Here is a 22,578-nt window from a genome sequence, read left to right on the forward strand (position 1 = left end):
CGGACTCGCTCCGCTTCCGCATTCCAACAAAAGCAGAATCTCGGAGAGACAAATATGCAGAAGAAACTATGGCCAGCGGTCGCGTTAGCGGCGGCCGTGTGCGTCGCTGCCCGTGCAGATGTACCCGACTTTTCACTCGATTTCGCGCCCACCTCAGCTGCGATGAACGCGTTTGGATCAGCGGCCGCGCATCGGCGCGCCGACACCTTCGTCAGCAAGATGACGCTCGACGAAAAGCTGCAGTTCATTCATTCGGAATACGCAATGTCTGCCGTGCCGGGAGGTGGTGCGGGCTACATTCAAGGGGTACCGCGCCTCGGCATTCCTGATCTGAACATGGTCGACTCCGCGACGGGCTCCGGCAGCACGTCGCAGGCCAGCACGACCTTCCCGGCGACGATCGCGCTTGCGGCAAGCTGGGATCGTCGCCTGTCTTCCAATTTCGGCAGACAGGTTGCGATAGAGCTGCGTGCCCAGGGCTTCGGAATGGGACTTGGCGGCGGCACGAATCTCGCACGTGAGCCGCGCGGTGGCCGGCTGTTCGAGTATCTCGGCGAAGATCCGGTGCTCGCCGGCGAGATGCTCGCCGAGCGCACGGACGGCACACAGAGTGAGAAGGTCATCGCAACGATCAAGCACTACGCCGGCAACGAGCAGGAACATAACCGGGGGGGCGGCAACAGCCAGATCGACGAGCGCACGCTGCGCGAGCTTTATCTGTTGCCGTTTGAAATTGCCGCAAAGCGCGCGCAGCCAGGCAGCGTGATGTGCAGCTATAACCGGCTCAATGGCGACTATGCGTGCGAGAATGCACATCTGCTGAACGACGTGCTAAAGAACGATTGGCGCTTTGAAGGACAGGTCCAGTCGGATTGGGGGGCGACGCATAGCACGGCGAACGCGATCAACGCCGGCCTCGACGAGGAAGAAGACGTTGGTTCCACCGTCTATCTGACACCCACGGCAGTCCGGCAGGCGATCGCGAGCGGCTCGGTATCGACCGCGCGCCTCGACGACATGGTGCGTCGCAAGCTGTACGTGATGATTCGCATCGGCGTGATGGATGATCCTCCGAAGGGTGGCGCTACGATCAACTTCGCTGGCGCGAACGCATTCGTACAGGCGGTCTCCGAGCAGTCGATGGTCTTGCTCAAGAACGACAACAGCCAGTTGCCGCTCTCCGCAGCCTCGCTCTCACGGATTGCAGTGATTGGCGGACACGCTGATGCAGCCGTGCTGACGGGCGGCGGGTCAGGCAATACACGCGATCCGGTCACGGGGGCATTCGCGGGTTGCGGCGGCTTGACGTTCGGCACATCGACTGGGTGCAGTTGGTGGAGTAATCCGTGGCTGAAGCTGAACACACCCATTGTTGCCGCGATTCGCGCGCTCGCGCCGTCGGCACAGGTGAGCTTTTCCGGCAACAGCGATCAGCAGACGCCGTTTCGCGCGTACACGCAACAGGAGATCGATCAGGCCGCGGCGCTCGCGGCTCGCTCGGATGTCGCAATTGTCGTCGTCGCGCAGCCGGCGGGTGAGGACTTCGGCGATTTGCAAAGCCTGAGCCTTGCGAATCCGTCGAACCAGGATGCGCTCGTCGACGCGGTGGCGCACGCCAATCCCCGCACGATCGTCGTCGTGGAAAGCGGCAACCCTGTGCTGATGCCGTGGAAGGATCGCGTGGCGGCAATCGTGGAAGCCTGGTATCCGGGTGAAGGCGGTGGTAATGCGATCGCGAACGTATTGTTCGGCAAGGTCAATCCTTCCGGCAAGTTGCCCGTCACCTTCCCTGTGCGCGATCAGGATACGCCGACGTGGGGGCAAAGCGGTGCGTTCGAGCCGGATCCTGTCTACGCAGAGAAACTGAACATGGGCTATCGCTGGTACGACGCGAAAAACATCACCCCGATGTTCGAGTTTGGATACGGGCTGTCGTACACGCATTTCTCGTACTCGGGGCTTTCCGTCAAACATCGCCCTGACGGCGCGATCGACGTGTCGTTCACGGTCCGCAACGATGGCCGCATGGCGGGCGCGGAAGTACCACAGGTGTATCTCGGCGTGCCTTACCGCGACGAGCCGCCGCGACGTTTGGTCGGCTGGGAGAAGATCGGCCTGAACTCCGGTGAAGCACGCCACGTTCGCATCACGGTCACGCCGCGCATGCAGAGCGTGTGGGACACGTCGCGCAACGGCTGGCGGTATGTGCCGGGCGGGACGGTGTACGTCGGGGCGTCGTCGCGTGACATTCGGCTGCAAGGGAGCTAAACCTCGTACTCCTCCCGTCACGCACCCGGGCGCGGGATGTTCCGCGCCCGGGGCAATGAACTGAACCGCTCGCCAACAGGACGATTCCGTTTGCCCGCCATATAAAAGGCAATTGTGATCAACGAGCTCGGCGGGGGTCTTTGGTATTCCGTATTGCTCGAAGTAACTGCGGGAGCCGACGCATACGAGAGGGGTGCTAGCCACGCGCCTCACAACCGCATCAAGATCGTTGACGGGGCCTACCCGGATCGCCAGATCGATCCGATCTTCCACCATATCTCGCGCGAAGTCCGAAAGAACCAGATCGACCTGAAGGTTGGGATTGAGTGACAACGGCTCGGGCATGAGTGGAAGGATGTGACGGCGGCCGAAAGTAGCGGATACGGCGATCCGGATCAGACCGGAGGCATTAAGCATGCTGCTTGTCAGTTCGCTGTCGGCTTCATCCATCTCGCCAACAAGCGGTTTTGTCCGGGCGTAATATCTCTGGCCCTGGTCCGTCAGGGCGCAAGCGCTGCGAGACCACGCGCTATGCTCGTCCCGCAATTTCAACATGATTTGTGAACCACTAGAGACCGGCAATCATTTTTCTCGTGTCCAAAGGATAGCGTGCGACGTGGAGTTACCCGCGATCTGGCCGCTCTCGGTGATCCCGACAGCTTCGCTGAAGTTGTCCCCGGGGAGCGTGCCCAGGTCGGTCATCACCCCGTGTTCAAACAGAAAGGCGTGCGGCAAGTACGAGTTGGTTCCGGGATCCGACTCGCCGACCACCTGGCCACGATTGTTGATCCCAAAAGCGTTACTGTCGTTGCGACCGGGAAGCGTGCCCAGGTCAGTCATCACCCCGTTTTCAAACAGAAAGCCGTGCACGTCCCCGCTTGCGGTAGACGATATGCCGATCACCTGGCCGCGATTGTTGATCGCCTGAGCATGGCTGCTGCCGTTACTACCCTGGAGCGTGCCCAGGTCAGTCATCACCCCGTGTTCATACAGAAAGGCGTGCGCGTACCCACCTGCGATGGACGAATAGCCGACCACCTGGCCGCGATTGTTGATCCCCAAAGCTCCGCTATCGCTGCCACCGGGGAGCGTGCCCAAGTCGGTCACCACGCCGTTTTCAAACAGAGCAGCGTGAACGTACCCGCGTAGGTTGGACGCTAAACCAACCGCCTGGCCGCGCTCGTTGATCCCGGCAGCTCCGCTGACGTCGCCGCCGGGGAGCGTACCCAGGTCGGTCATCACCCCGTGTTCGAACAGAAAGGCGTGCGAGTTCCCGCGTGCGGTGCTAGAGGAACCGACCACCTGGCCGCGATTGTTGACCGCGAAAGCTGTGCTATCGCTGCCACCGGGGAACGTGCCCAGGTCTGTCACCCCCCCTTTTTCAAACAGACAAGCGTGCGTGTTCCCGCCCGCGGTGATCGAATAGCCGACCACCTGGCCGCGCTCGTTGATCCCGAGAGCGTTGCTGTAGTTAAAGCCACCGGGGAGCGCGCCGAGATCTTTGATGATGCGACTTTGGCCTGCGGCAGGCTGGAATGCAGCGACCGCGATCAGAGTGAAAACAATCAGGGCGCGGCGAACATAGCGCACATTGCCAATCACCTTGCATGCGGATTGCATAGTGATCCCCTTTCCTGGAATAAAATCTGGATCGCGATAGATTCATATGCGGCACAACGGGGCACACCTTGCGTCTCGATATAGGCGCAGATCGAAATAAAGTCGAGTCTTTTGCAAATAAAAATCTGCTATATATGCCGTTCGCGCATCTGTATCAGGATAAATTGCGCTGGCTTGCGTCGGAAAGCGGCCATGGATAGTTCGGATTGCTGATCGGCACAACCAAGACGTTAGAGCTGATCCACCATGGGTCGCCGTGATCAATGACGAGATAGCCTGTTATCCGCTTCCCGTGTTGGAGATTAGAATAGGTATGCAGATAGAAGTTACGGACCACTCTAGTCTATGGAGTGCCTTTTTTCAACTTATTAAATAGCGAGTCAAATTAATGACAATGCAAAATTGCGATGACTTGCCTTTGCTCGATAGCGGGTTAAACGATCGCTCGGGTTTGGGCGTTCGACTCGCTGGACCCATCTCCCAATTCCGGTTCCGACGACGTCGCAGATGAGTCCTCGATTTGCGCGGGTTGCAATGTTTGTGCGCACTCGCGGCATGGCTGCCGAGATCGGCGCGCGCCTGCGCGTGATGATCGATGAAGGCGAGTTGCCGTCGGGTGCCAGGATCGACGAAAAGGAACTGTGCGTCACCTTCGACGTATCGAAAACGCCTTTGCGGGAGGCGCTGAAGGTGCTCGTCTCCGAAGGATTGGTCACGCATCGCCAGTACATTGGCTATCGGGTCGCGCCATCTCAACGCAACGTTCGAACTGCTGCATGGACTCGAGACGAGTTATTAGCCGTTCGCGACCAGTGAAGGTTTATCCGTCTTGGCTCGCGCACCAGACGCTCGTGGGTGATGAACACGACTGTCTGGGTCGACAGGCCTCGTCGCACTATCTGCGCCGGACGAGTCGACTATTGAGCGGCGGATGTCTGCGCCGGTGTCCAGGCGATTTGTGGTGGCGAGCTTTCGGTGATTTGACGACTGGTTTCCGACCGAAGCCTTCGAAGGCCCAAGGCGCAGCGCGATCATTTCAAATGGCTGTTGCGCCAGTCACGCGGCGTCACGCCAAAGCGTGCATTAAACCAGTTCGTGAAGGAACCCTGCTGTGAATAGCCTAGCAGTGCGGAGACCCGCCCGATGGGATAGCGTGGGTTGCTCATATAGCGCACGGCAAGTTCGCCCCTGACTTCCTCGACCAGACGCGAGAAGCTGGTATGCGCCAGTTCAAGTTGGCGCTGCATGGTGCGAACGCTCAGACATAAATGGCGGGCAACCCGCTCGACGGTGGCCTGCTCGAGGGGCAGCAACAAGTAGATCGCCTTGCGCACTTCCAGCGCGGTCGAATCGACACCCGTCACGTTGAGTGAATCCGCGAGGCTCTCGGCATATCGCACCAGTTCCGGGTCAGCGGCGGGATTCGGGTAGTCGAGATCGGCGGCTGCACACACGAAGCCGTTGAAATCGCTGCCGAACTCCAACGGACAGCCGAAGAACCGGCGATGAAACGTCAGGTCTTTCGGTCCTTGATGAACAAAATGGACGGAGCGTGGTTTCCAGTGATCACCAAGCAGGGCGCTGGAGTGGCGCCAGAGGACACCGACCGCGAGTTCGATCGCCTGATTCGTTGGGGTGCCCGGTTCGACGACCAGTTCTTCCCGGATTGTGACCGTTTCGCCCGCGTCCTCGACGTACACCGCCAGGGCTTCGTTTAGCAGATGCCGGTATTCGGCTGTGGCCAGCAACACCTCGCGCAGCGTGCGTTTGTGCGCGAGCAGGACATTGACCACACCGGTACCGAACTTCTGCCGGGTCTCGGCCATTTGCAGCGCGAAAGTTGGGCATGACGCTTTTTCGGCAGTAAGTTCCAGCAGCCGGCACGCGGCGGCTGCCTGAATGCGATCGTCCGGATTCGCAAGCGCCGAGGTATCGATCCCGACCTGCTGCGCAAGCTCGACCGGGTTCAGTCCGACCCGCCGCGTCACATCGAAGTAGCCGTTCATGGCTACCGAGCGCAGCATCGATTCCATCGTGATACCTCCGCAGGCATCTTACGGGCAGCGCCTTACCGTCCGGTAATGAAAATGCCTCCCGCGCGCACGTACTGGTGTTAACGCGCAGTGGCATGAAATGCTAAAAGGATGGCGCCCAATCACAAAAGTGTACTGCAGGATTGCCGTATCGTGCGATCTCAATGGTTCATCATGTTCCGACCAGTTTTGATGCGGCCAGCCGTGTCGCGAGCGTCGGAATACCGTCCCCCTATTGGAGAACACGATGCAATTCCTCGACGATTCGCTGCACCCCGAGAACCAGGACAAGGTTGTCATCACGACCGCTCCGTATGGCCCGGAATGGATGCCCGAGGACTTCCCGGAAGACATTCCGGTGACGATGGAGGAGCAGATCCAGAAGGCCGTCGATTGCTACAACGCCGGCGCGACCGTCCTGCACCTGCACGTGCGTGAACTGGATGGCAAGGGCTCCAAGCGCCTGTCGAAATTCAACGAACTCATCGCGGGTGTGCGCGCGGCCGTGCCGGACATGATCATCCAGGTGGGCGGCTCGATCTCGTTTGCACCGGAAGACGACGGCCAGGCCGCGAAGTGGCTGTCCGACGACACGCGTCACATGCTGGCCGATCTCGACCCGAAGCCCGATCAGGTGACGGTCGCGATCAACACCACGCAGATGAACATCATGGAGTTGCTCTATCCGGAATACCTGGAAGGCACGTCGCTGGCCAATCCTGCGCTCATGGCAGCCTACAGCGAAATGACGGTGCCCGCGGGTCCGGCCTGGGTCGAGGAACACCTGCGCCGCCTGCAGGCTTCGGGCATCCAGCCGCACTTCCAGCTCACCGGTATCCATGCGCTCGAAACGCTCGACCGCCTGGTGCGCAAGGGCGTCTACAAGGGGCCGTTGAACCTGACGTGGATCGGCATCGGCGGCGGCTTTGACGGTCCGAACCCGCACAACTTCTTCAACTTCGTCCACCGTGCGCCGGACGGTGGCACGGTCACGGCCGAGTCGTTGCTGAAGAACGTCCTGCCGTTCAACATGATGGCGATGGCCATGGGCCTGCACCCGCGCTGCGGCATCGAAGACACGATCATCGACCAGCACGGCAACCGCATGACCTCGGTGCAGCAGATCGAGCAGTGCGTGCGCGTGGCCCGCGAACTGGGCCGCGAGATCGCAAGCGGCAAGGAAGCGCGCGAGATCTACAAGATCGGCGTGCAGTACGAGACGGTCGACGAGACACTCGCGGCCAACGGCATGGCACCGAACCGGAAGGCAGGCGTTAAGAACCTGCCGCTGCGCGCGGCGTAAGAGATTGGAGCGCGGCTGACGCTTCGCGGAGGTCGGGTTTCAAAGGTAGGGCTCTCCGGTAGGCAGGGGAGGGTTGCACGGTATCCATAAAGGCCCCTTTGCGCTGCAAGGCAAAGGCGGCCGCCAACGAGCTGGACACGAAGGAGACGACTCATGTTCACGCATGCTGAGCCCACGACGGCCGATGTTTCGACGACGCAAAAAGACGTGCGCGCGTATGCGTGGGTGGTATTTGCCCTGACGGTGGGGTTGCTGCTCTCCGACTACATGTCGCGGCAGGTGTTGAATGCGGTGTTCCCGATGCTCAAGGCCGCATGGAACCTTTCCGACACCCGGCTGGGTTCGCTGAGCAGTGTGGTCGCGCTGATGGTCGGCGTGCTCACCTTTCCGCTGTCGGTGCTCGCCGACCGCTGGGGTCGCGTGAAGAGCATTGTCCTGATGGCGGCGATGTGGAGTCTCGCGACGCTCGGCTGTGCGCTCTCGACGAACTATAACGAAATGCTGCTCGCGCGCGCCTTCGTCGGTATCGGTGAAGCCGCCTATGGCAGTGTCGGCATCGCAGTTGTCCTCAGCATCTTTCCGGCGCGGCTGCGCTCCACGCTTACCGCCGCGTTCATGGCCGGAGGGGCGTTCGGTTCAGTGCTGGGCATGGCGCTCGGGGGTACGGTCGCGGCTCACCTGGGCTGGCGTGCGGCGTTTGGCGCAATGGCGGCCCTGGGGATCGTGCTGCTGATTCTCTACCGGTTTGCCGTCACCGAAAAACAGCTAGCGCGGCTGCAGCCCGCAAGTGTGAGCAGGCAAGCGCAGGGCCACGGTGTGCGCATGAGCTTCCGCACGCTGATGAAAGGGCTCTTTTCGACGAAGTCAGTCGTGTGCGCCTACGTCGGCAGCGGTATCCATCTGCTGGTCCCAGCAGCCGTATGGGCATGGATGCCCAGCTTCCTGAACCGCTACTACGGCATGTCCACCGGCAAAGCAGCAATGAGCGCGGCAGTGTTCGTGCTGGCGACCGCGTTCGGCATGGTGGCGTGCGGAATGCTGACCGACCGGCTCAGCAAGCATGAGCGGGAAAGGAAGTGGAGCACCGCCGTCGCCTTCTGCCTGATCTGCTTCGTGTTGCTTACGATCGGTTTCCGGATGCCGGCGGGTCCGGCACAGCTCGTCGTGATTGGCGCCGGCATGTTCTTCAGCGCAGGCGCGACCGGTCCCTCGGGTGCGATGGTGGCGAACCTCACGCCGCCGTCGATCCATGCGTCGGCGTTTGCCACCCTGACGCTGGCGAACAATCTGCTGGGGCTGGCACCCGCTGCCGTCCTGACGGGCATCGTGGCCGACCGGATCGGGCTGCTCGGCGCGTTGCAACTCGTACCGTTTGCACCTCTCGCCGCGGCAATCGCCTTCTTCATCGGCAAGCGGAACTATGGCGTCGACCTCGATCGTTTGAGTGCCCTTCGTGAACAGGCCGGGGGCTGACCCGACGGTCACCCGCGAGCTTTAGACCTGGCAAGTGCGCCTGAGAGCAGAACGGGCCACCCCATCACAGGCCAAATAAATTTGCAGTTCGAGTAATGAATAGGAGATTTGACATGGCGAAGGCAGTGCGTTTCCATGAAACCGGTGGTCCCGAAGTTTTGCGCTACGAAAACGTTGAGGTGGGCGACCCCGGCCCCGGACAGGTTCGCTTGCGCCATGAGGCAGTGGGCCTGAATTTCGCCGACACCTACTTCCGCACGGGCCTGTACCCCGTGCCGCTGCCTGCGGGCATGGGTGTCGAGGCTGCAGGCGTGGTCGAGGCAATCGGTTCCGACGTGACCAACGTCACGGTCGGCGATCGGGTGACCTACACGGGCTTTCTCAACACACTCGGCGCCTACAGCACTGAACGCCTGGTCCCGGCGGCGCCGCTCATCAAGCTGCCGGATGCGATCTCCTGCGAAACGGCTGCCGGCATGACGATGCGAGGCCTGACCTCGTCGTACCTGATGCGCCGCATTCATGACTTCAGGGCGGGCGACACTATCCTGCTGCATGCCGCGGCCGGCGGTGTCGGCCTGATTGTGTCGCAATGGGCGAAGCTGCTGGGTCTCACCGTGATCGGCACGGTATCGAACGAGGCCAAGGGCGAGGTGGCCCGTGCGCATGGCTGCGATCACATCGTCTACTACAGCCGGGAGGACGTCGCGAAGCGCGTGCGCGAACTGACCAACGGCGTGGGCGTGAACGTCGTGTTCGACAGCGTCGGCAAGGATACCTTCGAGGCGTCGCTCGATTCGCTCAGGCGCCGTGGCCTGATGGTCTGCGTCGGCACGGCGTCAGGGCCGATCCCGCCGTTCAATCCACAGATTCTGGCAATGAAGGGCTCGCTCTACCTGACGCGCCCCGCGCTGGCGGACTATATCGCCGACCCCGCCGAGAAGGACGAACTCGCCGGCGAACTCTTCGGGCATGTCGCCGCGGGCCGCATCAAGATCGAACTCAACCAGCGTTACGCGCTCGAGGACGCGGCGCAGGCCCACCGCGACCTCGAAACGCGCAAGACGACCGGCTCATCGGTCTTCGTCATCTGAGGAGTGGGCCATGCGAGTCGAACAATTGACGTGTGCCATCGGTGCCGAACTGGTCGGGGTGAATCTCGCCGATGCCATCCACGATGACAGCCTGTTTGCCGGGATCCGGGCGGCGCTGCTTGAGCACAGGGTGCTGTTCCTGCGCGACCAGGATATCTCGCGCGCCGAGCACGTCGCATTCGCGCGCCGTTTCGGCGCGCTGGAAGACCATCCCGTCGCCGGCAGCGATCCCGAATATCCGGGCCTCGTGCGCATCTACAAAAACCCGGATCAGCCCAACGACCGGTATGAAAACGCGTGGCACGCGGATGCCACCTGGCGCGAGGCGCCGCAGTTCGGCGCTGTCCTGCGCTGCGTGGAGTGCCCGCCGGTTGGCGGCGACACGATGTGGGCAAACATGGTCCTCGCCTACGCGAACTTGCCAGGCCACATCAAGACCCAGATCGCAGACCTGCGCGCCCGCCACAGCATCGAGGCGAGCTTCGGTGCTGCGATGCCGATCGAAAAGCGGCTCGCTCTTAAGGCGCAATTCCCGGACGCGGAGCATCCGGTCGTGCGCACGCACCCGGAGACCGGTGAGAAGGTGTTGTTCGTGAGCGCCTTTACCACCCATTTCACCAATTACCACACGCCGGCGCGCGTGCGCTTCGGGCAGGATGCCAATCCGGGCGCGGGTGACCTGCTGCGCTATCTCATCAGTCAGGCCTACATTCCCGAGTACCAGGTCCGCTGGCGTTGGAAACCTAACAGCATCGCGATCTGGGACAACCGCAGCACGCAGCACTATGCGGTGATGGACTACCCGCCGTGTCACCGCAAGATGGAGCGCGCCGGAATTATCGGTGACAAGCCGTACTGATCAGGATGGAGACCGCTTCATGACTCTCGATATGACACCAACCATCCTGATAGTGCCGGGCTTACGCGACCACGTCGCGGAGCATTGGCAAACGCTGCTGGAGCAAAAGTTGTCCAAGGCGGTCTCGGTGCCGCCGCTCGAGCACGACAAACTCAGTTGCGCGGCACGCGTCGCGGCGCTCGATGCTGCCCTCGAGAAAATCGATGGCCCGGTGATCCTGGTCGCGCATAGCGCGGGCGTGATGATCACGGTGCATTGGGCCCAGCAGCACAGCCGCAAGATTCACGGTGCACTGCTCGCCGCTCCGGCCGACCTCGAGACGCCGCTGCCGGCAGGCTATCCGGCCTTCGATGCGCTCGCCCAGAACGGTTGGCAGCCGATTCCACGAGAGCCGCTCCCGTTTCCGAGCATTGTCGGTGCGAGCCGCAACGATCCGCTCGCGCAGTTCGAGCGTACCGCGGCGATGGCGAAAGAGTGGGGCAGTCGGCTCGTCGACCTCGGCGAAGTCGGTCACCTGAATCCAGCGGCAGGGTTTGGTGAATGGCCGATGGCGGAGGCGCTGATCCATGAACTTGAATGATCAGAAGCCACTCTCGCCGAGGCGATTGTCAGAGCTATGCTGTTGGCAGTCCGAAGATAAAGGAGCAGGCAATGTCACGTCAGATACCGGTTGGTGTGGTCGATGAACTCGCGCCAGGTCAGCGCAAGCTGGCTTTCGTCGATGGCCGCAGCATTGTTCTGTTCAACATTGATGGCACGATCCACGCAATCGACAACGCGTGTCCCCACAACGGGGCCTCGGTCGCAGGCGGTCAGCTTGAGGGGTGCGTGCTGCGCTGCCCGGCGCACGGTCTGCGTTTCGACCTGCGAACCGGCTGCATGCCGGGCGCAGGCGGGTTGAGTCTGACGACTTTCCCGGTTCGGGTCGTCGACGGGAAGCTGGTCGTGAGTCTTGAGGATCCGGTCGCCAGTTCCGTGCAGGCACCGGTGTGCAATTCGGCACCGTGATCCGGGCCGCGCGGGAACATACAGCCATTCAGGGGAACAAGGATGCAAGGTTTGATGATGCAACAGCCGCTACTGGTCGCTTCGCTGCTCACGCATGCTGAACGCCATCACGGCGAACAGGAAATCGTGTCGCGACGGGTCGAAGGTGACATTCACCGGTATCGGTACCGGGATCTTGCGCAACGCGCGCGCCGCATGGCAAACGCCCTGGCAGGCCTCGGCATCAAGCCGGGAGAGCGGGTAGGGACGCTGGCGTGGAATGGCTACCGGCACATGGAGCTGTACTTCGCGGTATCGGGGTCCGGGTCCGTGTTGCATACGCTCAACCCGCGGCTCCACGTCGACCAGCTCGCGTACATCATCGAGCATGCGGAAGATCGCGTTGTGTTCTTTGATCTCACGTTTCTACCGCTGATCGAGAGCGTCGCGCCGCGGGTCAAGAGCCCGAAGGTCTTCGTTGCAATGACCGATCGCGCGCACATGCCGCGAGACCATGGCCTGTCGGCGATGCTGCTGTGCTACGAAGATCTCGTCGACGGTCAAAGCGACGCTTTCGACTGGCCGCTGCTGGACGAAAACAGCGCGTCATCGCTGTGCTACACGTCCGGGACGACCGGCAATCCGAAGGGAGTGCTATACAGCCACCGCTCGACCCTGTTGCACACTTACGCGGCGGCGCTACCGGATTCGCTGAACTGTTCGGCGCGCGATGTGATCCTCCCGGTCGTGCCGATGTTCCATGTGAACGCGTGGGGACTGCCGTATATCGCCTGCATGGTGGGTGCAAAGCTGGTGTTTCCGGGGCCGGCGCTGGACGGCAAGTCGCTCCATGAACTGATCGAGGGCGAACAGGTCACGCTGTCGGCCGGCGTGCCGACAGTCTGGCAGGGACTGCTTGCGCATGTCGACGCGATCACGGGTTCGTTTTCGTCGATGAAGCGCACGATTATCGGCGGCGCTCCCTGCCCGACAGCGATGACGACGGCGTTCCAGGAGCGCCATCGCGTCGACGTCGTGCATGCATGGGGCATGACGGAATTGAGCCCGGTTGGCACCGTCTGCAGTTTTAAGGCACATCAGGTTTCTCTGGACGTGGAAGAGCGCTACGCGCTTCAGGCGAAGCAGGGGCGCCCGGTGTTCGGCATCGACATGAAAATCGTCGACCTGGAAGGCAAGGCGCTGCCGTGGGACAGTACTGCAACTGGCGACCTTCTCGTGCGCGGTCATTGGGTCGCGCGGGAGTATTTCGGCAGTGACGACACACCACCGCTGCGCGACGGCTGGTTCCCGACCGGCGATGTGGCCAGGATCGATCCCGACGGCTTCATGCAGATTACGGATCGCAGCAAGGACGTCATCAAGTCCGGCGGCGAATGGATCAGTTCGACCGATATCGAAAACGTCGCGTACCTGCACCCCGAAGTCACGACGGCGGTATGCATCGCCGCGCGGCATCCGAAGTGGGATGAGCGGCCGCTGCTCCTGATCGTGAAGAAACCGGGTAGCACGCTCGCCGCGGACGAACTGCTCACGTTCTTTGACGCCCGGGTTGCGAAGTGGTGGAAGCCGGACGCCGTGGTGTTCGTCGACTCGGTGCCGCTCGGTGCAACGGGCAAGGTGCTCAAGAACCAGTTACGGAATCAGTTCGGCGATTACTACCTGTCGGCCTGAGACACCGACGTGGCAGCAACACAGTTTCATTCGAGCAACAAGCGATAAGCTGCCGGGTCCACCCGGCGCACCCAAAACCAGGAGGAGATACAATGAAATTGAAGTCAGGCAGCCTGGCAGTGCTGATAGTTTTTTCAGCATCAGCCCATGCCCAGTCGTCGGTTACGCTCTACGGCGTACTCGACAATGGATTCCTGTATCAGAGCACCTCGACCGCAACGTTCCTGCCGACTGCGCGTAACCAGGGGCATGTCTATCAACTCAAGGACGGCGGCATCTATGCCAGCTACTGGGGCCTGAAGGGAAGCGAAGATATTGGCGGCGGCTACAAGATCAACTTCAAGCTGCAAGGCACGTTCAACACCACGAACGGCAAGTTCGGGCTGTCCGATACGCCGGGCACGACCGCAATCTTCAACCAGTATGCAACGATCGGGGCATCCGGGCCGTTTGGCACGTTCGACGCCGGCCGGCAGATCATCCCGATGATCTACGCGATGGCGGAAACCGACGTACGCGGCGCGCAGTATTTCGGCAGTATCCTGACTGCGTGGCTCGGCATCAATCAGGCGGCCGGCTGGCCCGGCACCAGCACGAATGCTCCAATCGGCGCCCTTTATGACAGCAATGCGTTGGTCTACAGTTCGCCAAAATTCTATGGCGCGTCGCTTGCGCTAGAGTATGCACCGGGTGGCGTCGCAGGGCAGTTCCAGGGCGGCACGCGTGAGTCGGCTGTGCTCAAGTATTCGAATTACGGTCTGAACCTGTCCGCTGTGTACTACAACGGACATGACACCAATCCGTTCCCGCTGACCTATCCGGCGGCGCCGGCTGCGCCTGCGACAGGCCAGAGCAATAACCGCTTCTACTATTTCGGCGCGATGTATACGATCAGCGGGTTTTCTATGTCCGCCTCGTACGGCATCGGCAAGAACCCGGCGAAGAGCAGCACCGTTGACTTCGAAATGGTGTCGGGTGGCCTCGGCTACCAATTCAATCCGCGCTTCAAGATCACGTCCGGCTACTACTACCTGAAGGACCGGAACCATTCAGCGAATCACTCGAGCGAAATCGCAGTGGGTGCCGAATACAACCTGTCCCCAAGGACCAAGGCGTACGCGCAAGTCGGCTATGTCGACAACAAGGGGACGATGAACCAGACGATCATCTATGGGGCTCCGGTTGCGCCGGGTGTCTCCACTACTGCGGCCATGGTCGGCATTCGCCATAGTTTCTGATTTCGTCACCTTCATGAACCGGAGTAATCCATGAAAACAATCAAGGCACTCGAGTTGTTGGTCGCCGCATGGTTCGTTGCAGCGTCCACGACGGCGTGGTCCCAGACCGGTGACGCAGCCAGTGCACCGGCCAGTGCGCAAGGTGCGTCCGTGATGGCGGCATCGGGCGCTGTGGCTCACGCGGGCAGGAAAGCGGACCGTGCCCTGCGCCGTAAGATTTATGCCGCCATCGGGAAGGACAAGGAAATCAGCGCCGGAGACATCAGTGTCATCGCGAAAGACGGCGCGGTGACACTAAATGGCACGGTCACGGAAGCTGCCCAGATCGGCAAGGCCGAGGCGATCGCCAGGGGCGTTCCCGGAGTGACGTCCGTGACCAACAAGCTGACGGTGAAGAAACCGTTTGGCGGCATGTAAACTGCCGTAGTCAAGCACGGAGTACGGCGAGGCCGAAGACAACTGGCCACGCCGACATCTAGCCATCCGTGGCGACGCCCGATCAGGCGGCCTCAGGCAGCCACTGCTTCCTTGCGAGACAGTGGCCTCGCTATAAACGTCTCACGACGCGGCCGAAATGTAATCTCCCAAACGAGCCAGCATCGCATCGCACTTGTGCAATTGTTCGACGGTGACGAATTCGTCCGGCTTATGCCCCTGGTCCATGCTGCCGGGTCCGCAGACCACCGTTGGAATGCCCGCCTGATCGAAGAGCCCGCCCTCGGTGCCGAATGCGACCGTGCCGAACTCAACGGAACCGCTAAGCAGCGCCAAAAGACGCGCCGCTTCGCTGTCGGGCGGGGTAGCCAATCCCGGATAGGCGGAGAGCGGTTGAAGGCGGATGTCGGTGTCGGACTGCACTGCGCGCATCTTCGGCAGCAACTCAGCCTCGGCGTAGGTCAGCAACTCGTCGGCTACCTGGTTTGCGTCGAAGCCTGGCAGCGCGCGCACTTCGAAGTCGAATTCGCATTCGGCCGGCACGATGTTGAGCGCACGGCCGCCTTTGATCACGCCCGTCTGCACGGTAGAGAAGGGCGGATCGAATCGCTCGTCGTGATGCTCGGGCTGCGCCAACTGCTCGCCGATCTCTTCAAGACGGCCGATCATCCGAGCCGCGTATTGAATGGCGTTGACGCCATACGGCGCATAGGCCGAATGGCAAGGCGCGCCTTTCACCTGACAGCGCATCGCCAGCTTGCCCTTGTGGCCCAGCACCGGCTTAAGTTCGGTCGGCTCGCCGATCAGGCACAGGGCCGGCTTGTGCGCACGCCGCTCCAGTTCCGCCAGCATCGGCCGCACGCCGAGGCAGCCGACTTCCTCGTCGTACGAAAAAGCCAGGTGAACTGGCTGCTTCAGCTCGCGCTGGAGAAACCCGGGCACCGCCGCCAGCACCGAGGCGATGAAACCCTTCATGTCGGCCGTGCCGCGGCCATACAACCGCCCGTTGCGTTCGGTGAGACGGAATGGATCGACGGTCCACGCCTGACCATCGACAGGCACCACGTCGGTGTGGCCGGACAGCATGATGCCGCCGTGCTCACGCGGACCGATGCTCGCGAACAGATTCGCCTTGGTGCGCTCGGCGTTGTAGAACAGCTCGCTTTCGACACCGAGTTCCTCCAGGTAGAAACGAATGAACTCGATCATGTCCAGATTGGAGTCCCGGCTGACCGTGGCGAAGCCGATCAGCCGTTCGAGCAGCGCACGGCTGGATCGGTCATTCATTGCCGGGCACTCCGTAGCTGGGCGCGGCAGTCGGATTCAACGCGCGGGTCAAGTAGTCCTGCATCTGCGGCCGATATGCTTGCCATAGAGTGTCGAGTTGACCGATGGGATCGTCATCAATCCAATCGACGCGCAAATCGACGATCGGCCAGCTCACGTCGCCCACGATCTTGAGCGCCGCCGAATGCACCGGGCCCGCTTCGCCGCCGGCGGCCATTGCGGCATGCATGGCCGCGAGGAGACGATCGGCAAGCGTGCCGGATGCCTGCTCGAACGCCGGAAGCATTGCCTCGATCACTTCGATGCCGGTGAGCATGTTGCCTGCGGCTACGCACTGCTTGCCGGCGACAGCGTGATACGTGCCGAGCGCTTCCTTGCCGCTGAAGAACGCCGTGCGCCCCTGGCCATCGATCACCGTCACCTGGCGATACTCGCTCCACTCGCTCGCTCCGAGTACGCGGTCCAATGCGGCGGCGGGATCGAATTGCCCGTTCTCCAGAAGATCGAGAATCTGCGGGCCGAGCGCGGGCAGGGTGACGTTCTGCGTCGCCACCGCGCCCACGCCTGCGCGCAACCATGGGCATCGAGCGCCCACCGCGATGCTGGACGAACTGATCGCGATGCCAAGCTGCCCGGATGCCGGACAGCGTCCGACGATAGAGAATGTCATGTCCCGCTCCTTAGGCTTTCGGCGGCGTCCATCCATCCGGAATGACCGCGATAACGTCGATTTCCATCAACCACTGCGGCTGACCCAACGCAACCACCACCAGGCCGGTCGAAATAGGAAACACGCCCTTCAACCACTTGCCGACTTCCTGATAGACCGGTTCGCGGTAGCGGATGTCGGTCAAGAACGTCGTGGTCTTGACGATGTGAGACAGGTCGCTGCCCGCTTCTTCGAGCAACTGCTTGACGTTCTTCATCGCTTGCTCGGCCTGGGCGCGCGGATCGCCGATGCCGATCAGGCGGCCTTCGAAGTCCGTGCCCACCTGGCCGCGTACATAGACCGTGTTGCCGGCGCGCACGGCCTGACAGAGATCGTTGTCGAGCGTCTGGTTCGGATACGTATCCTTCGTGTTGAACATGCGGATACGGGTATGCGTAGGTTGGCTCATCAATGCACCTTAATGTAGGAAGAAATGGATTGCGGATTAAAGAGGCGTACGCATCAATTCACGCCCATCTCGCTGACTTTGTGGATGCGCGAATTGGCTGAGGTGTTTTCAACGCCTTCAACGCTTTCCTCGCGGCGGCTCGGTGCCTGGCCTTGCGAGTCATCGTAGTAGGCCAGGTATTTACGCTGCGTGACGATGTGATCGGCAATGTGCTTAGCGTCGTGCCACACGCCCCAGATGAATGCGGACCCTCGGCGCGATAGCCAGGGCAGACCGAGGAAATAGATGCCAGGCTCCTTCGATACGCCGCGCTGATGTTTCGGCTTGCCCTTTTCATCGAAGGCGTTGACGTTCAACCAACTGAAATCGACTGCATATCCGGTCGCCCAGACAATCGACGTCACGCCGGCTTTCGCCAGATCGAGATCGTGCAACGGGTGCGTCACGCATTCCGGATCCGCGGGAATGACGCGGGCTTCAGGCTCTTCGGGAAGATCGAGGCCGTTGCGCTTGGCGTACGCGTCGGCCGCGTCCAGCAGCGACAGATAGTTTTCGTCGCCGCGCGCGATGTTCTCCGCAAGATCTGCTTCGAAGGTCACCGCGCCGTCATTGAACGATTTCGTGAGGCCCACGAGCGTAATGCCCTGATTCGCGAGACGCCGGAAGTCCACCGTGTGGCCGCCACGCGAACCGCTCACCGCAATGGTGACGTGCTCCCTGCCGGGCTTCATGACCTCTGCATCCCATTCGCCGAGCACGCCGAGCCACCAGCAGAAGTCGCGGCCGCGATAGGCGCGCGGTGGGCGATCATGCGCTCCGACCGACAGATAGACGCGCTTGCCCGCACGTTGCAACTCGTCCGCGATTTGCACGCCTGACGATCCGGCCCCCACCACCAATACGCCCCCTTCGGGCAATTGGGCGGGATTGCGATAGTCGGCGGAATGAATCTGCGTAAGACTCGAATCTTGCGGCGCGATTGCCGGGATGACGGGGCGCTGGAAGGGCCCCGTCGCGACCACCACGCGATTGGCTTCGATCGTGCCCTCCGATGTTTCGATGGTGAAACCCTGGCGCCCAGCATTGCGTACGACCTTCTTCACTTCCACGCCGGTGCGGATCGGCGCTTCAAACTTCTCCGCATAAGCGACGAAATAGTCCGCGACCTGTTCCTTCGACGCGAAGGCGTTGGGGTCAAAGTCGGCGAACTCGAGATTGGGGAAACGATCGTGCCATGCGGGGCCATTGGCAACCAGCGAATCCCAGCGTCCCGTGCGCCAGCGCTCGGCGATACGAGCGCGTTCCAGCACGAGATGCGGCACGCCAAGCTTGCTCAAATGTTCGCTCATGGCGACGCCGGCCTGACCGGCGCCGACTACGAGCGTGTCGATTGACGTTGTTTCCACTGTCATAGCTGTGTCCTTCCGAAAAGGCGGAATGTTTCGATTCGATCGCGGCGTCACGGCATCGCGGCCTTCGAGCGCTCGCGATCGTGGCGGACCCGGTAGTGTTTCCCGACAGCGCGTTACCGCCCAGTCCGTTCGTCTTTCCTGAAAATCTACGCGTCCGTTCAGAATCTGAAAAATATATTTAAAAAATGCATAGCATCGAATTTGCCTATGCAAGCCTTTTTGACCGCTTCACAATGCCGCCAATTGAGGACTTTGAAAACGGAGCGTTGTCGATGGAGAGTCAACCGTTGCGCTACTCGTTGCGCCAGTTGCGCTATTTCGTGGTCACCGCGGAAGCACTGTCTTTCACTGCCGCCGCGAAGCGTCTGCACATCTCGCAGCCGTCGATCTCGACGGCGCTCGCGGACCTCGAAGTGTCGTTCGGTGTACAACTCTTCATACGGCATCACGCGAGCGGCCTCTCGCTCACGCAAGCCGGTCGCGATCTGCTCGGACAAGCGCGCAATCTGCTGAAGATTGCGGAAGAATTGCAGACGACCGCGAAGGAAATGGACGGCGGCATGACGGGCGTCATCACGCTCGGTTGCCTCGTCTCGCTTGCGCCGCCGCTCATGCCGCGGCTGATCAGCCGATTCGTCGACGAGCACGCGGGTATCTCGTTTCGCACTGTCGAGGCACATCAGGATGGCCTCTTGCGCGGCCTGCACGACGGCTCGCTCGACATTGCGCTCACCTACAGCCTCGATTTGACAGAGGAGATCGCTTTTACGCCGCTGCTCTCGCTGCCGCCCTATGCAATCCTGCCGAGGACGCATCGTCTGGCACGCGCGCGCAAGGTATCGCTCGCGGACCTCTTGCCCGAGCCCTACGTGATGCTCGACTTGCCGCACAGCCGCGAGTATTTCGCCGCGCTCTTCGATGCGGTGGGCAGCCGCCCCGTGCCTGCGTTCCGCTCGTCGCAGCCGGAAGTCGTGCGCGGCATGGTGGCCAACGGTCTCGGCTATAGCCTCCTGAACTTTCCGCTCAAATCGAATCGCACCGTGGATGGCGAAGAGTTCGTCATTAAGCGTTTCAAAGACAACGTCAACGCAACGATGCTCGGCATCGCGCAATCGCGCACAATGAAGCCGCGCCAGGTCGTCCATCGCTTCACGTCATTCTGCGAGACCTATATACGGCGCCTGCATATCGACGCATGATCAGGAAAGCGCGATCGTCGGCTTTAAGCCTGCGCGCGCTGCATAGGCAAAAGCTTTGCTTTGTATCTAAAAACAATATTTTGCCTTGCAATTTGGCTTGATAGATTGGTGTCCATGTTGAGCGCTACGCCGCAAAGCCTCGCGTTACCGCGCTCTCACCGTGACGAATCAAGGGGGACACCATGGCCAACCCGGCAAGGACGATCGCAGTGCAAGCGCTGGTCGACGAACTTCAGACGGGTTGCGAACGGCCATTCAGCGATGCGCATGCGATGCCGCCCGGTGTCTATACGTCGCCCGAATTCCTCACGCTGGAAGAGCGCGCTATCTTCGAGCGCGAATGGCAATGCGTCGGCCGCGCCAGTGCGCTCAAAGTGCCCGGCGATTACATGACGACTCGACTTGGAGCCCAACCGATCGTCGTATTGCGCGACGAGCAGATGCAGCTCAAGGCGATGTCGAACGTGTGCCTGCATCGCATGTCGGTGCTGCTCGAAGGACGCGGCAACTTGCGCCGCATCGTTTGCCCCTATCACGCCTGGAACTATTCACTGGACGGCGCGCTGCAAGGCGCGCCGCTCATGGATCGGCAAGAGGGCTTCTGCAAGGAAAGCTACAAACTGCCCGCCGTGCGCTGCGAAGAATGGCAAGGCTGGATCTACGTGACACTCGACGAAAACGCGCCGCCCGTTCACGCGCAGCTCGCCAAACTGAATGAGCTCATCGGTGCGTACGGCATGTCGGACTACATCGAAACTTTCTATGAAGAGCACGTGTGGGACACGAACTGGAAGATCCTCGCGGAAAACTTCATGGAAAGCTATCACCTGCCCATGCTGCATCGCGCAACGGTAGGACCGCATTCGCGGCTCGATGAAATGGAATGCCCGCCGGGCTATCCAGCCTTCAACTATCATTGGATCACGAAGGAAGCGTCCTTGCCCATCGGTAACGCGCATCCGGACAATACGCGCCTCACGGGACATTGGCGCAAGACCACAGCGCTGCTCGCGATCTACCCGACGCATCTCGTCACGCTCACGCCGGGTTACTTCTGGTATCTCGTGCTGCAGCCTCAAGGGGTGGACCGCGTGCATATCCGCTTCGGCGGCGGGCTTGCGCCGGAGTTCGTCGCGGATACCGAGGCCAACGCGCACATGACGACGTTGAAGAAGCTGCTCGACGACGTGAACGCGGAAGATAAACGCGGCGTGGAAGCCGTCTTTCGCGGCGTGCACGCGCCGCTCGCGAAACCCGGCCACTTGAGCTATCTCGAACGTCCCAACTACGACTTCGCACGCTACGTCGCTAGCAAAATCGTCGCGATGCAGCTCGAAACGCATTGATTACGACGCACCATCGACAGGACGCGATCACGATGTCAAACCCTTCCTTCATTTCGTTCTCGGGCGTAAGCAAGTCGTATGACGGCGGGCAATACGTCGTCGATGACTTGAACCTCGACGTGAGCAAGGGAGAATTCCTGTCGCTGCTGGGGCCGTCCGGTTCGGGCAAGACGACGACGCTCATGATGCTTGCGGGATTCGAATCGCCCACGCGCGGCGAGATACGCCTCGACGGACGGCGGCTCGACGACAAGCCTCCGCATCAGCGCGACATCGGCATGGTGTTTCAGAACTACGCGCTCTTTCCCCATCTGACGATTGCGGAGAATGTCGCGTTTCCGCTTTCCGTGCGGCGCGTAAGCCGCGCCGAGCAGAAGACGCGCGTGAAGCGCGCGCTCGAGATGGTCGAACTGCCGCATCTGGCGAACCGGCGTCCCGCGCAGCTCTCCGGCGGACAGCAGCAGCGCGTGGCACTCGCTCGCGCGCTCGTGTTCGAGCCGAGCGTCGTGCTGATGGACGAGCCGCTCGGCGCGCTCGACAAGCGCCTGCGCGAAACCATGCAATACGAAATCATGCGCCTGCATCGCGAGCTGTCGCTCACGATCGTCTACGTGACGCACGACCAGGCCGAAGCGCTGACGATGTCGGACCGCGTTGCCGTGTTCTCCGATGGCCGTATTCAGCAAGCCGCCACGCCCAGCGAACTCTATGAGAACGCGCAGAACGCCTTCGTCGCCAACTTCGTCGGCGAAAACAACGGGCTGACCGGGCGCGTCGTCACCACGAGCGAGGAGTGGGCCACGCTCGCGCTCTCGGACGGCAGCGTCATTCGTGGCCGCTGCGAACCCGGCCTGCGCGCCGGCGACGAAGCGATGCTCGCGCTGCGCCCCGAACGCGCACATATCCCGAGCGCCGAAGGTGCGCCCGTCGACGAACACAGCAACGTGGTGCGCGCACGCGTCGAGGAACTGGTGTATTGCGGCGATCATCATCGCGTGCACCTTGCGCTCGGTTCACGCGATTCCTTCGTCGTGAAAGTGCCCAATACGCAGCGCCATGCGCTGCCTTCGCCCGGCAGCGCGATCGAGATCGCATGGCGCCACGACGACTGCAAGATTCTCGCGATGAGCGTGCCACGCAGCGCGCCCGTGATCCCCGCATCCACACCGCTCTCACCTTCCATCATCACGACCGCACCAGCAGGAGCCAACTGA

The 22,578-nt window shown here is 61.5% G+C and carries 19 protein-coding genes and 2 pseudogenes; 14 read left to right on the top strand and 7 right to left on the bottom strand.

Annotated features, from left to right (window positions below; translation table 11 throughout):
* Positions 1 to 54 precede the first annotated feature (54 nt).
* Complete coding sequence (locus M0D64_RS23550; protein WP_266259469.1) at positions 55 to 2,268, top strand: beta-glucosidase; 2,214 nt, start codon at positions 55 to 57, stop codon at positions 2,266 to 2,268.
* Positions 2,269 to 2,394: 126 nt separating this feature from the next.
* Here M0D64_RS23550 and M0D64_RS44915 read toward each other — a convergent pair.
* Positions 2,395 to 2,823 (bottom strand): annotated as a pseudogene (locus tag M0D64_RS44915) (LysR substrate-binding domain-containing protein); the annotation flags it as partial.
* A 27-nt stretch (positions 2,824 to 2,850) separates the two neighbouring features.
* Positions 2,851 to 3,888 carry an HAF repeat-containing protein gene (locus tag M0D64_RS23560; protein WP_266259470.1) on the bottom strand — a complete coding sequence of 346 codons (1,038 nt, stop codon included), beginning with the start codon at positions 3,886 to 3,888 and terminating at the stop codon, positions 2,851 to 2,853.
* Positions 3,889 to 4,395: 507 nt separating this feature from the next.
* Here M0D64_RS23560 and M0D64_RS23565 point away from each other — a divergent pair.
* Positions 4,396 to 4,675: pseudogene (locus M0D64_RS23565) on the top strand (GntR family transcriptional regulator); the annotation flags it as partial.
* A gap of 244 nt (positions 4,676 to 4,919) precedes the next feature.
* Here the strand turns inward: M0D64_RS23565 and M0D64_RS23570 are convergent.
* Entirely contained in the window at positions 4,920 to 5,921 is a 1,002-nt protein-coding gene (locus M0D64_RS23570) for an AraC family transcriptional regulator (protein WP_266259471.1), read from the bottom strand.
* Positions 5,922 to 6,168: 247 nt separating this feature from the next.
* Between M0D64_RS23570 and M0D64_RS23575 the strand changes: the two genes are divergently transcribed.
* From M0D64_RS23575 to M0D64_RS23615, 9 genes are all read left to right on the top strand, one after another.
* Positions 6,169 to 7,224, top strand: a complete 1,056-nt coding sequence (locus M0D64_RS23575; RefSeq protein WP_154567146.1) for a 3-keto-5-aminohexanoate cleavage protein — start codon at positions 6,169 to 6,171, stop codon at positions 7,222 to 7,224.
* A 153-nt stretch (positions 7,225 to 7,377) separates the two neighbouring features.
* Complete coding sequence (locus M0D64_RS23580; protein ID WP_266259472.1) at positions 7,378 to 8,697, top strand: MFS transporter; 1,320 nt, start codon at positions 7,378 to 7,380, stop codon at positions 8,695 to 8,697.
* 113 nt (positions 8,698 to 8,810) lie between these two features.
* On the top strand, positions 8,811 to 9,791 hold the full coding sequence (locus M0D64_RS23585; protein WP_266259473.1) for a quinone oxidoreductase: 981 nt from the start codon (positions 8,811 to 8,813) through the stop codon (positions 9,789 to 9,791).
* A 10-nt stretch (positions 9,792 to 9,801) separates the two neighbouring features.
* On the top strand, positions 9,802 to 10,650 hold the full coding sequence (locus M0D64_RS23590; RefSeq protein ID WP_266259474.1) for a TauD/TfdA family dioxygenase: 849 nt from the start codon (positions 9,802 to 9,804) through the stop codon (positions 10,648 to 10,650).
* A gap of 19 nt (positions 10,651 to 10,669) precedes the next feature.
* A complete protein-coding gene (locus M0D64_RS23595) occupies positions 10,670 to 11,230 on the top strand; it encodes an alpha/beta hydrolase (protein WP_266259475.1) in 561 nt (186 codons plus the stop codon).
* Positions 11,231 to 11,301: 71 nt separating this feature from the next.
* Positions 11,302 to 11,658: a Rieske 2Fe-2S domain-containing protein gene (locus tag M0D64_RS23600; RefSeq protein WP_266259476.1), complete on the top strand. Its 357-nt coding sequence runs from the start codon at positions 11,302 to 11,304 to the stop codon at positions 11,656 to 11,658.
* Positions 11,659 to 11,700: 42 nt separating this feature from the next.
* On the top strand, positions 11,701 to 13,329 hold the full coding sequence (locus M0D64_RS23605) for a 3-(methylthio)propionyl-CoA ligase (protein ID WP_266259477.1): 1,629 nt from the start codon (positions 11,701 to 11,703) through the stop codon (positions 13,327 to 13,329).
* A gap of 92 nt (positions 13,330 to 13,421) precedes the next feature.
* Complete coding sequence (locus M0D64_RS23610) at positions 13,422 to 14,567, top strand: porin (RefSeq protein WP_266259478.1); 1,146 nt, start codon at positions 13,422 to 13,424, stop codon at positions 14,565 to 14,567.
* A 30-nt stretch (positions 14,568 to 14,597) separates the two neighbouring features.
* A complete protein-coding gene (locus M0D64_RS23615) occupies positions 14,598 to 14,984 on the top strand; it encodes a BON domain-containing protein (protein ID WP_266259479.1) in 387 nt (128 codons plus the stop codon).
* Positions 14,985 to 15,125: 141 nt separating this feature from the next.
* Here M0D64_RS23615 and argE read toward each other — a convergent pair whose 3' ends face one another.
* Genes argE through M0D64_RS23635 form a run of 4 tightly spaced genes read right to left on the bottom strand, consistent with a single transcriptional unit; the run spans position 15,126 to position 18,819 of the window.
* Positions 15,126 to 16,289: an acetylornithine deacetylase gene (gene argE, locus M0D64_RS23620; RefSeq protein ID WP_266259480.1), complete on the bottom strand. Its 1,164-nt coding sequence runs from the start codon at positions 16,287 to 16,289 to the stop codon at positions 15,126 to 15,128.
* Positions 16,282 to 16,959 (bottom strand): DUF1028 domain-containing protein, encoded by a 678-nt coding sequence (locus tag M0D64_RS23625; protein ID WP_266259481.1) that lies wholly within the window; start codon positions 16,957 to 16,959, stop codon positions 16,282 to 16,284. The genes argE and M0D64_RS23625 overlap by 8 nt, the downstream gene beginning before the upstream one ends.
* Before the next feature lie 10 nt (positions 16,960 to 16,969).
* A complete protein-coding gene (locus M0D64_RS23630; RefSeq protein ID WP_266259482.1) occupies positions 16,970 to 17,407 on the bottom strand; it encodes a RidA family protein in 438 nt (145 codons plus the stop codon).
* Between the two features lie 53 nt (positions 17,408 to 17,460).
* Complete coding sequence (locus M0D64_RS23635) at positions 17,461 to 18,819, bottom strand: NAD(P)/FAD-dependent oxidoreductase (RefSeq protein WP_266259483.1); 1,359 nt, start codon at positions 18,817 to 18,819, stop codon at positions 17,461 to 17,463.
* 272 nt (positions 18,820 to 19,091) lie between these two features.
* On the opposite strand from M0D64_RS23635, the gene M0D64_RS23640 reads away from it, so the two are divergent.
* The 3 genes from M0D64_RS23640 to M0D64_RS23650 all read left to right on the top strand — a co-directional run bounded on the left by M0D64_RS23640 (position 19,092) and on the right by M0D64_RS23650 (position 22,578).
* Positions 19,092 to 20,018 carry a LysR family transcriptional regulator gene (locus M0D64_RS23640; RefSeq protein WP_093646132.1) on the top strand — a complete coding sequence of 309 codons (927 nt, stop codon included), beginning with the start codon at positions 19,092 to 19,094 and terminating at the stop codon, positions 20,016 to 20,018.
* A 182-nt stretch (positions 20,019 to 20,200) separates the two neighbouring features.
* Positions 20,201 to 21,364, top strand: a complete 1,164-nt coding sequence (locus M0D64_RS23645) for an SRPBCC family protein (RefSeq protein ID WP_266259484.1) — start codon at positions 20,201 to 20,203, stop codon at positions 21,362 to 21,364.
* Between the two features lie 32 nt (positions 21,365 to 21,396).
* On the top strand, positions 21,397 to 22,578 hold the full coding sequence (locus M0D64_RS23650; RefSeq protein WP_266259485.1) for an ABC transporter ATP-binding protein: 1,182 nt from the start codon (positions 21,397 to 21,399) through the stop codon (positions 22,576 to 22,578).

It is taken from the genome of Paraburkholderia sp. WS6 (assembly GCF_030464835.1).
Classification (GTDB): domain Bacteria; phylum Pseudomonadota; class Gammaproteobacteria; order Burkholderiales; family Burkholderiaceae; genus Paraburkholderia; species Paraburkholderia madseniana.

What these genes read in the sequence shown, in the direction of transcription:
- M0D64_RS23550 (WP_266259469.1), top strand. Translation starts at nt 55, where the DNA reads ATGCAGAAGAAACTATGGCCAGCGGTCGCGTTAGCGGCGGCCGTGTGC.
- M0D64_RS23560 (WP_266259470.1), bottom strand. Translation starts at nt 3,888, where the DNA reads ATGCAATCCGCATGCAAGGTGATTGGCAATGTGCGCTATGTTCGCCGC.
- M0D64_RS23570 (WP_266259471.1), bottom strand. Translation starts at nt 5,921, where the DNA reads ATGGAATCGATGCTGCGCTCGGTAGCCATGAACGGCTACTTCGATGTG.
- M0D64_RS23575 (WP_154567146.1), top strand. Translation starts at nt 6,169, where the DNA reads ATGCAATTCCTCGACGATTCGCTGCACCCCGAGAACCAGGACAAGGTT.
- M0D64_RS23580 (WP_266259472.1), top strand. Translation starts at nt 7,378, where the DNA reads ATGTTCACGCATGCTGAGCCCACGACGGCCGATGTTTCGACGACGCAA.
- M0D64_RS23585 (WP_266259473.1), top strand. Translation starts at nt 8,811, where the DNA reads ATGGCGAAGGCAGTGCGTTTCCATGAAACCGGTGGTCCCGAAGTTTTG.
- M0D64_RS23590 (WP_266259474.1), top strand. Translation starts at nt 9,802, where the DNA reads ATGCGAGTCGAACAATTGACGTGTGCCATCGGTGCCGAACTGGTCGGG.
- M0D64_RS23595 (WP_266259475.1), top strand. Translation starts at nt 10,670, where the DNA reads ATGACTCTCGATATGACACCAACCATCCTGATAGTGCCGGGCTTACGC.
- M0D64_RS23600 (WP_266259476.1), top strand. Translation starts at nt 11,302, where the DNA reads ATGTCACGTCAGATACCGGTTGGTGTGGTCGATGAACTCGCGCCAGGT.
- M0D64_RS23605 (WP_266259477.1), top strand. Translation starts at nt 11,701, where the DNA reads ATGCAAGGTTTGATGATGCAACAGCCGCTACTGGTCGCTTCGCTGCTC.
- M0D64_RS23610 (WP_266259478.1), top strand. Translation starts at nt 13,422, where the DNA reads ATGAAATTGAAGTCAGGCAGCCTGGCAGTGCTGATAGTTTTTTCAGCA.
- M0D64_RS23615 (WP_266259479.1), top strand. Translation starts at nt 14,598, where the DNA reads ATGAAAACAATCAAGGCACTCGAGTTGTTGGTCGCCGCATGGTTCGTT.
- argE (WP_266259480.1), bottom strand. Translation starts at nt 16,289, where the DNA reads ATGAATGACCGATCCAGCCGTGCGCTGCTCGAACGGCTGATCGGCTTC.
- M0D64_RS23625 (WP_266259481.1), bottom strand. Translation starts at nt 16,959, where the DNA reads ATGACATTCTCTATCGTCGGACGCTGTCCGGCATCCGGGCAGCTTGGC.
- M0D64_RS23630 (WP_266259482.1), bottom strand. Translation starts at nt 17,407, where the DNA reads ATGAGCCAACCTACGCATACCCGTATCCGCATGTTCAACACGAAGGAT.
- M0D64_RS23635 (WP_266259483.1), bottom strand. Translation starts at nt 18,819, where the DNA reads ATGACAGTGGAAACAACGTCAATCGACACGCTCGTAGTCGGCGCCGGT.
- M0D64_RS23640 (WP_093646132.1), top strand. Translation starts at nt 19,092, where the DNA reads ATGGAGAGTCAACCGTTGCGCTACTCGTTGCGCCAGTTGCGCTATTTC.
- M0D64_RS23645 (WP_266259484.1), top strand. Translation starts at nt 20,201, where the DNA reads ATGGCCAACCCGGCAAGGACGATCGCAGTGCAAGCGCTGGTCGACGAA.
- M0D64_RS23650 (WP_266259485.1), top strand. Translation starts at nt 21,397, where the DNA reads ATGTCAAACCCTTCCTTCATTTCGTTCTCGGGCGTAAGCAAGTCGTAT.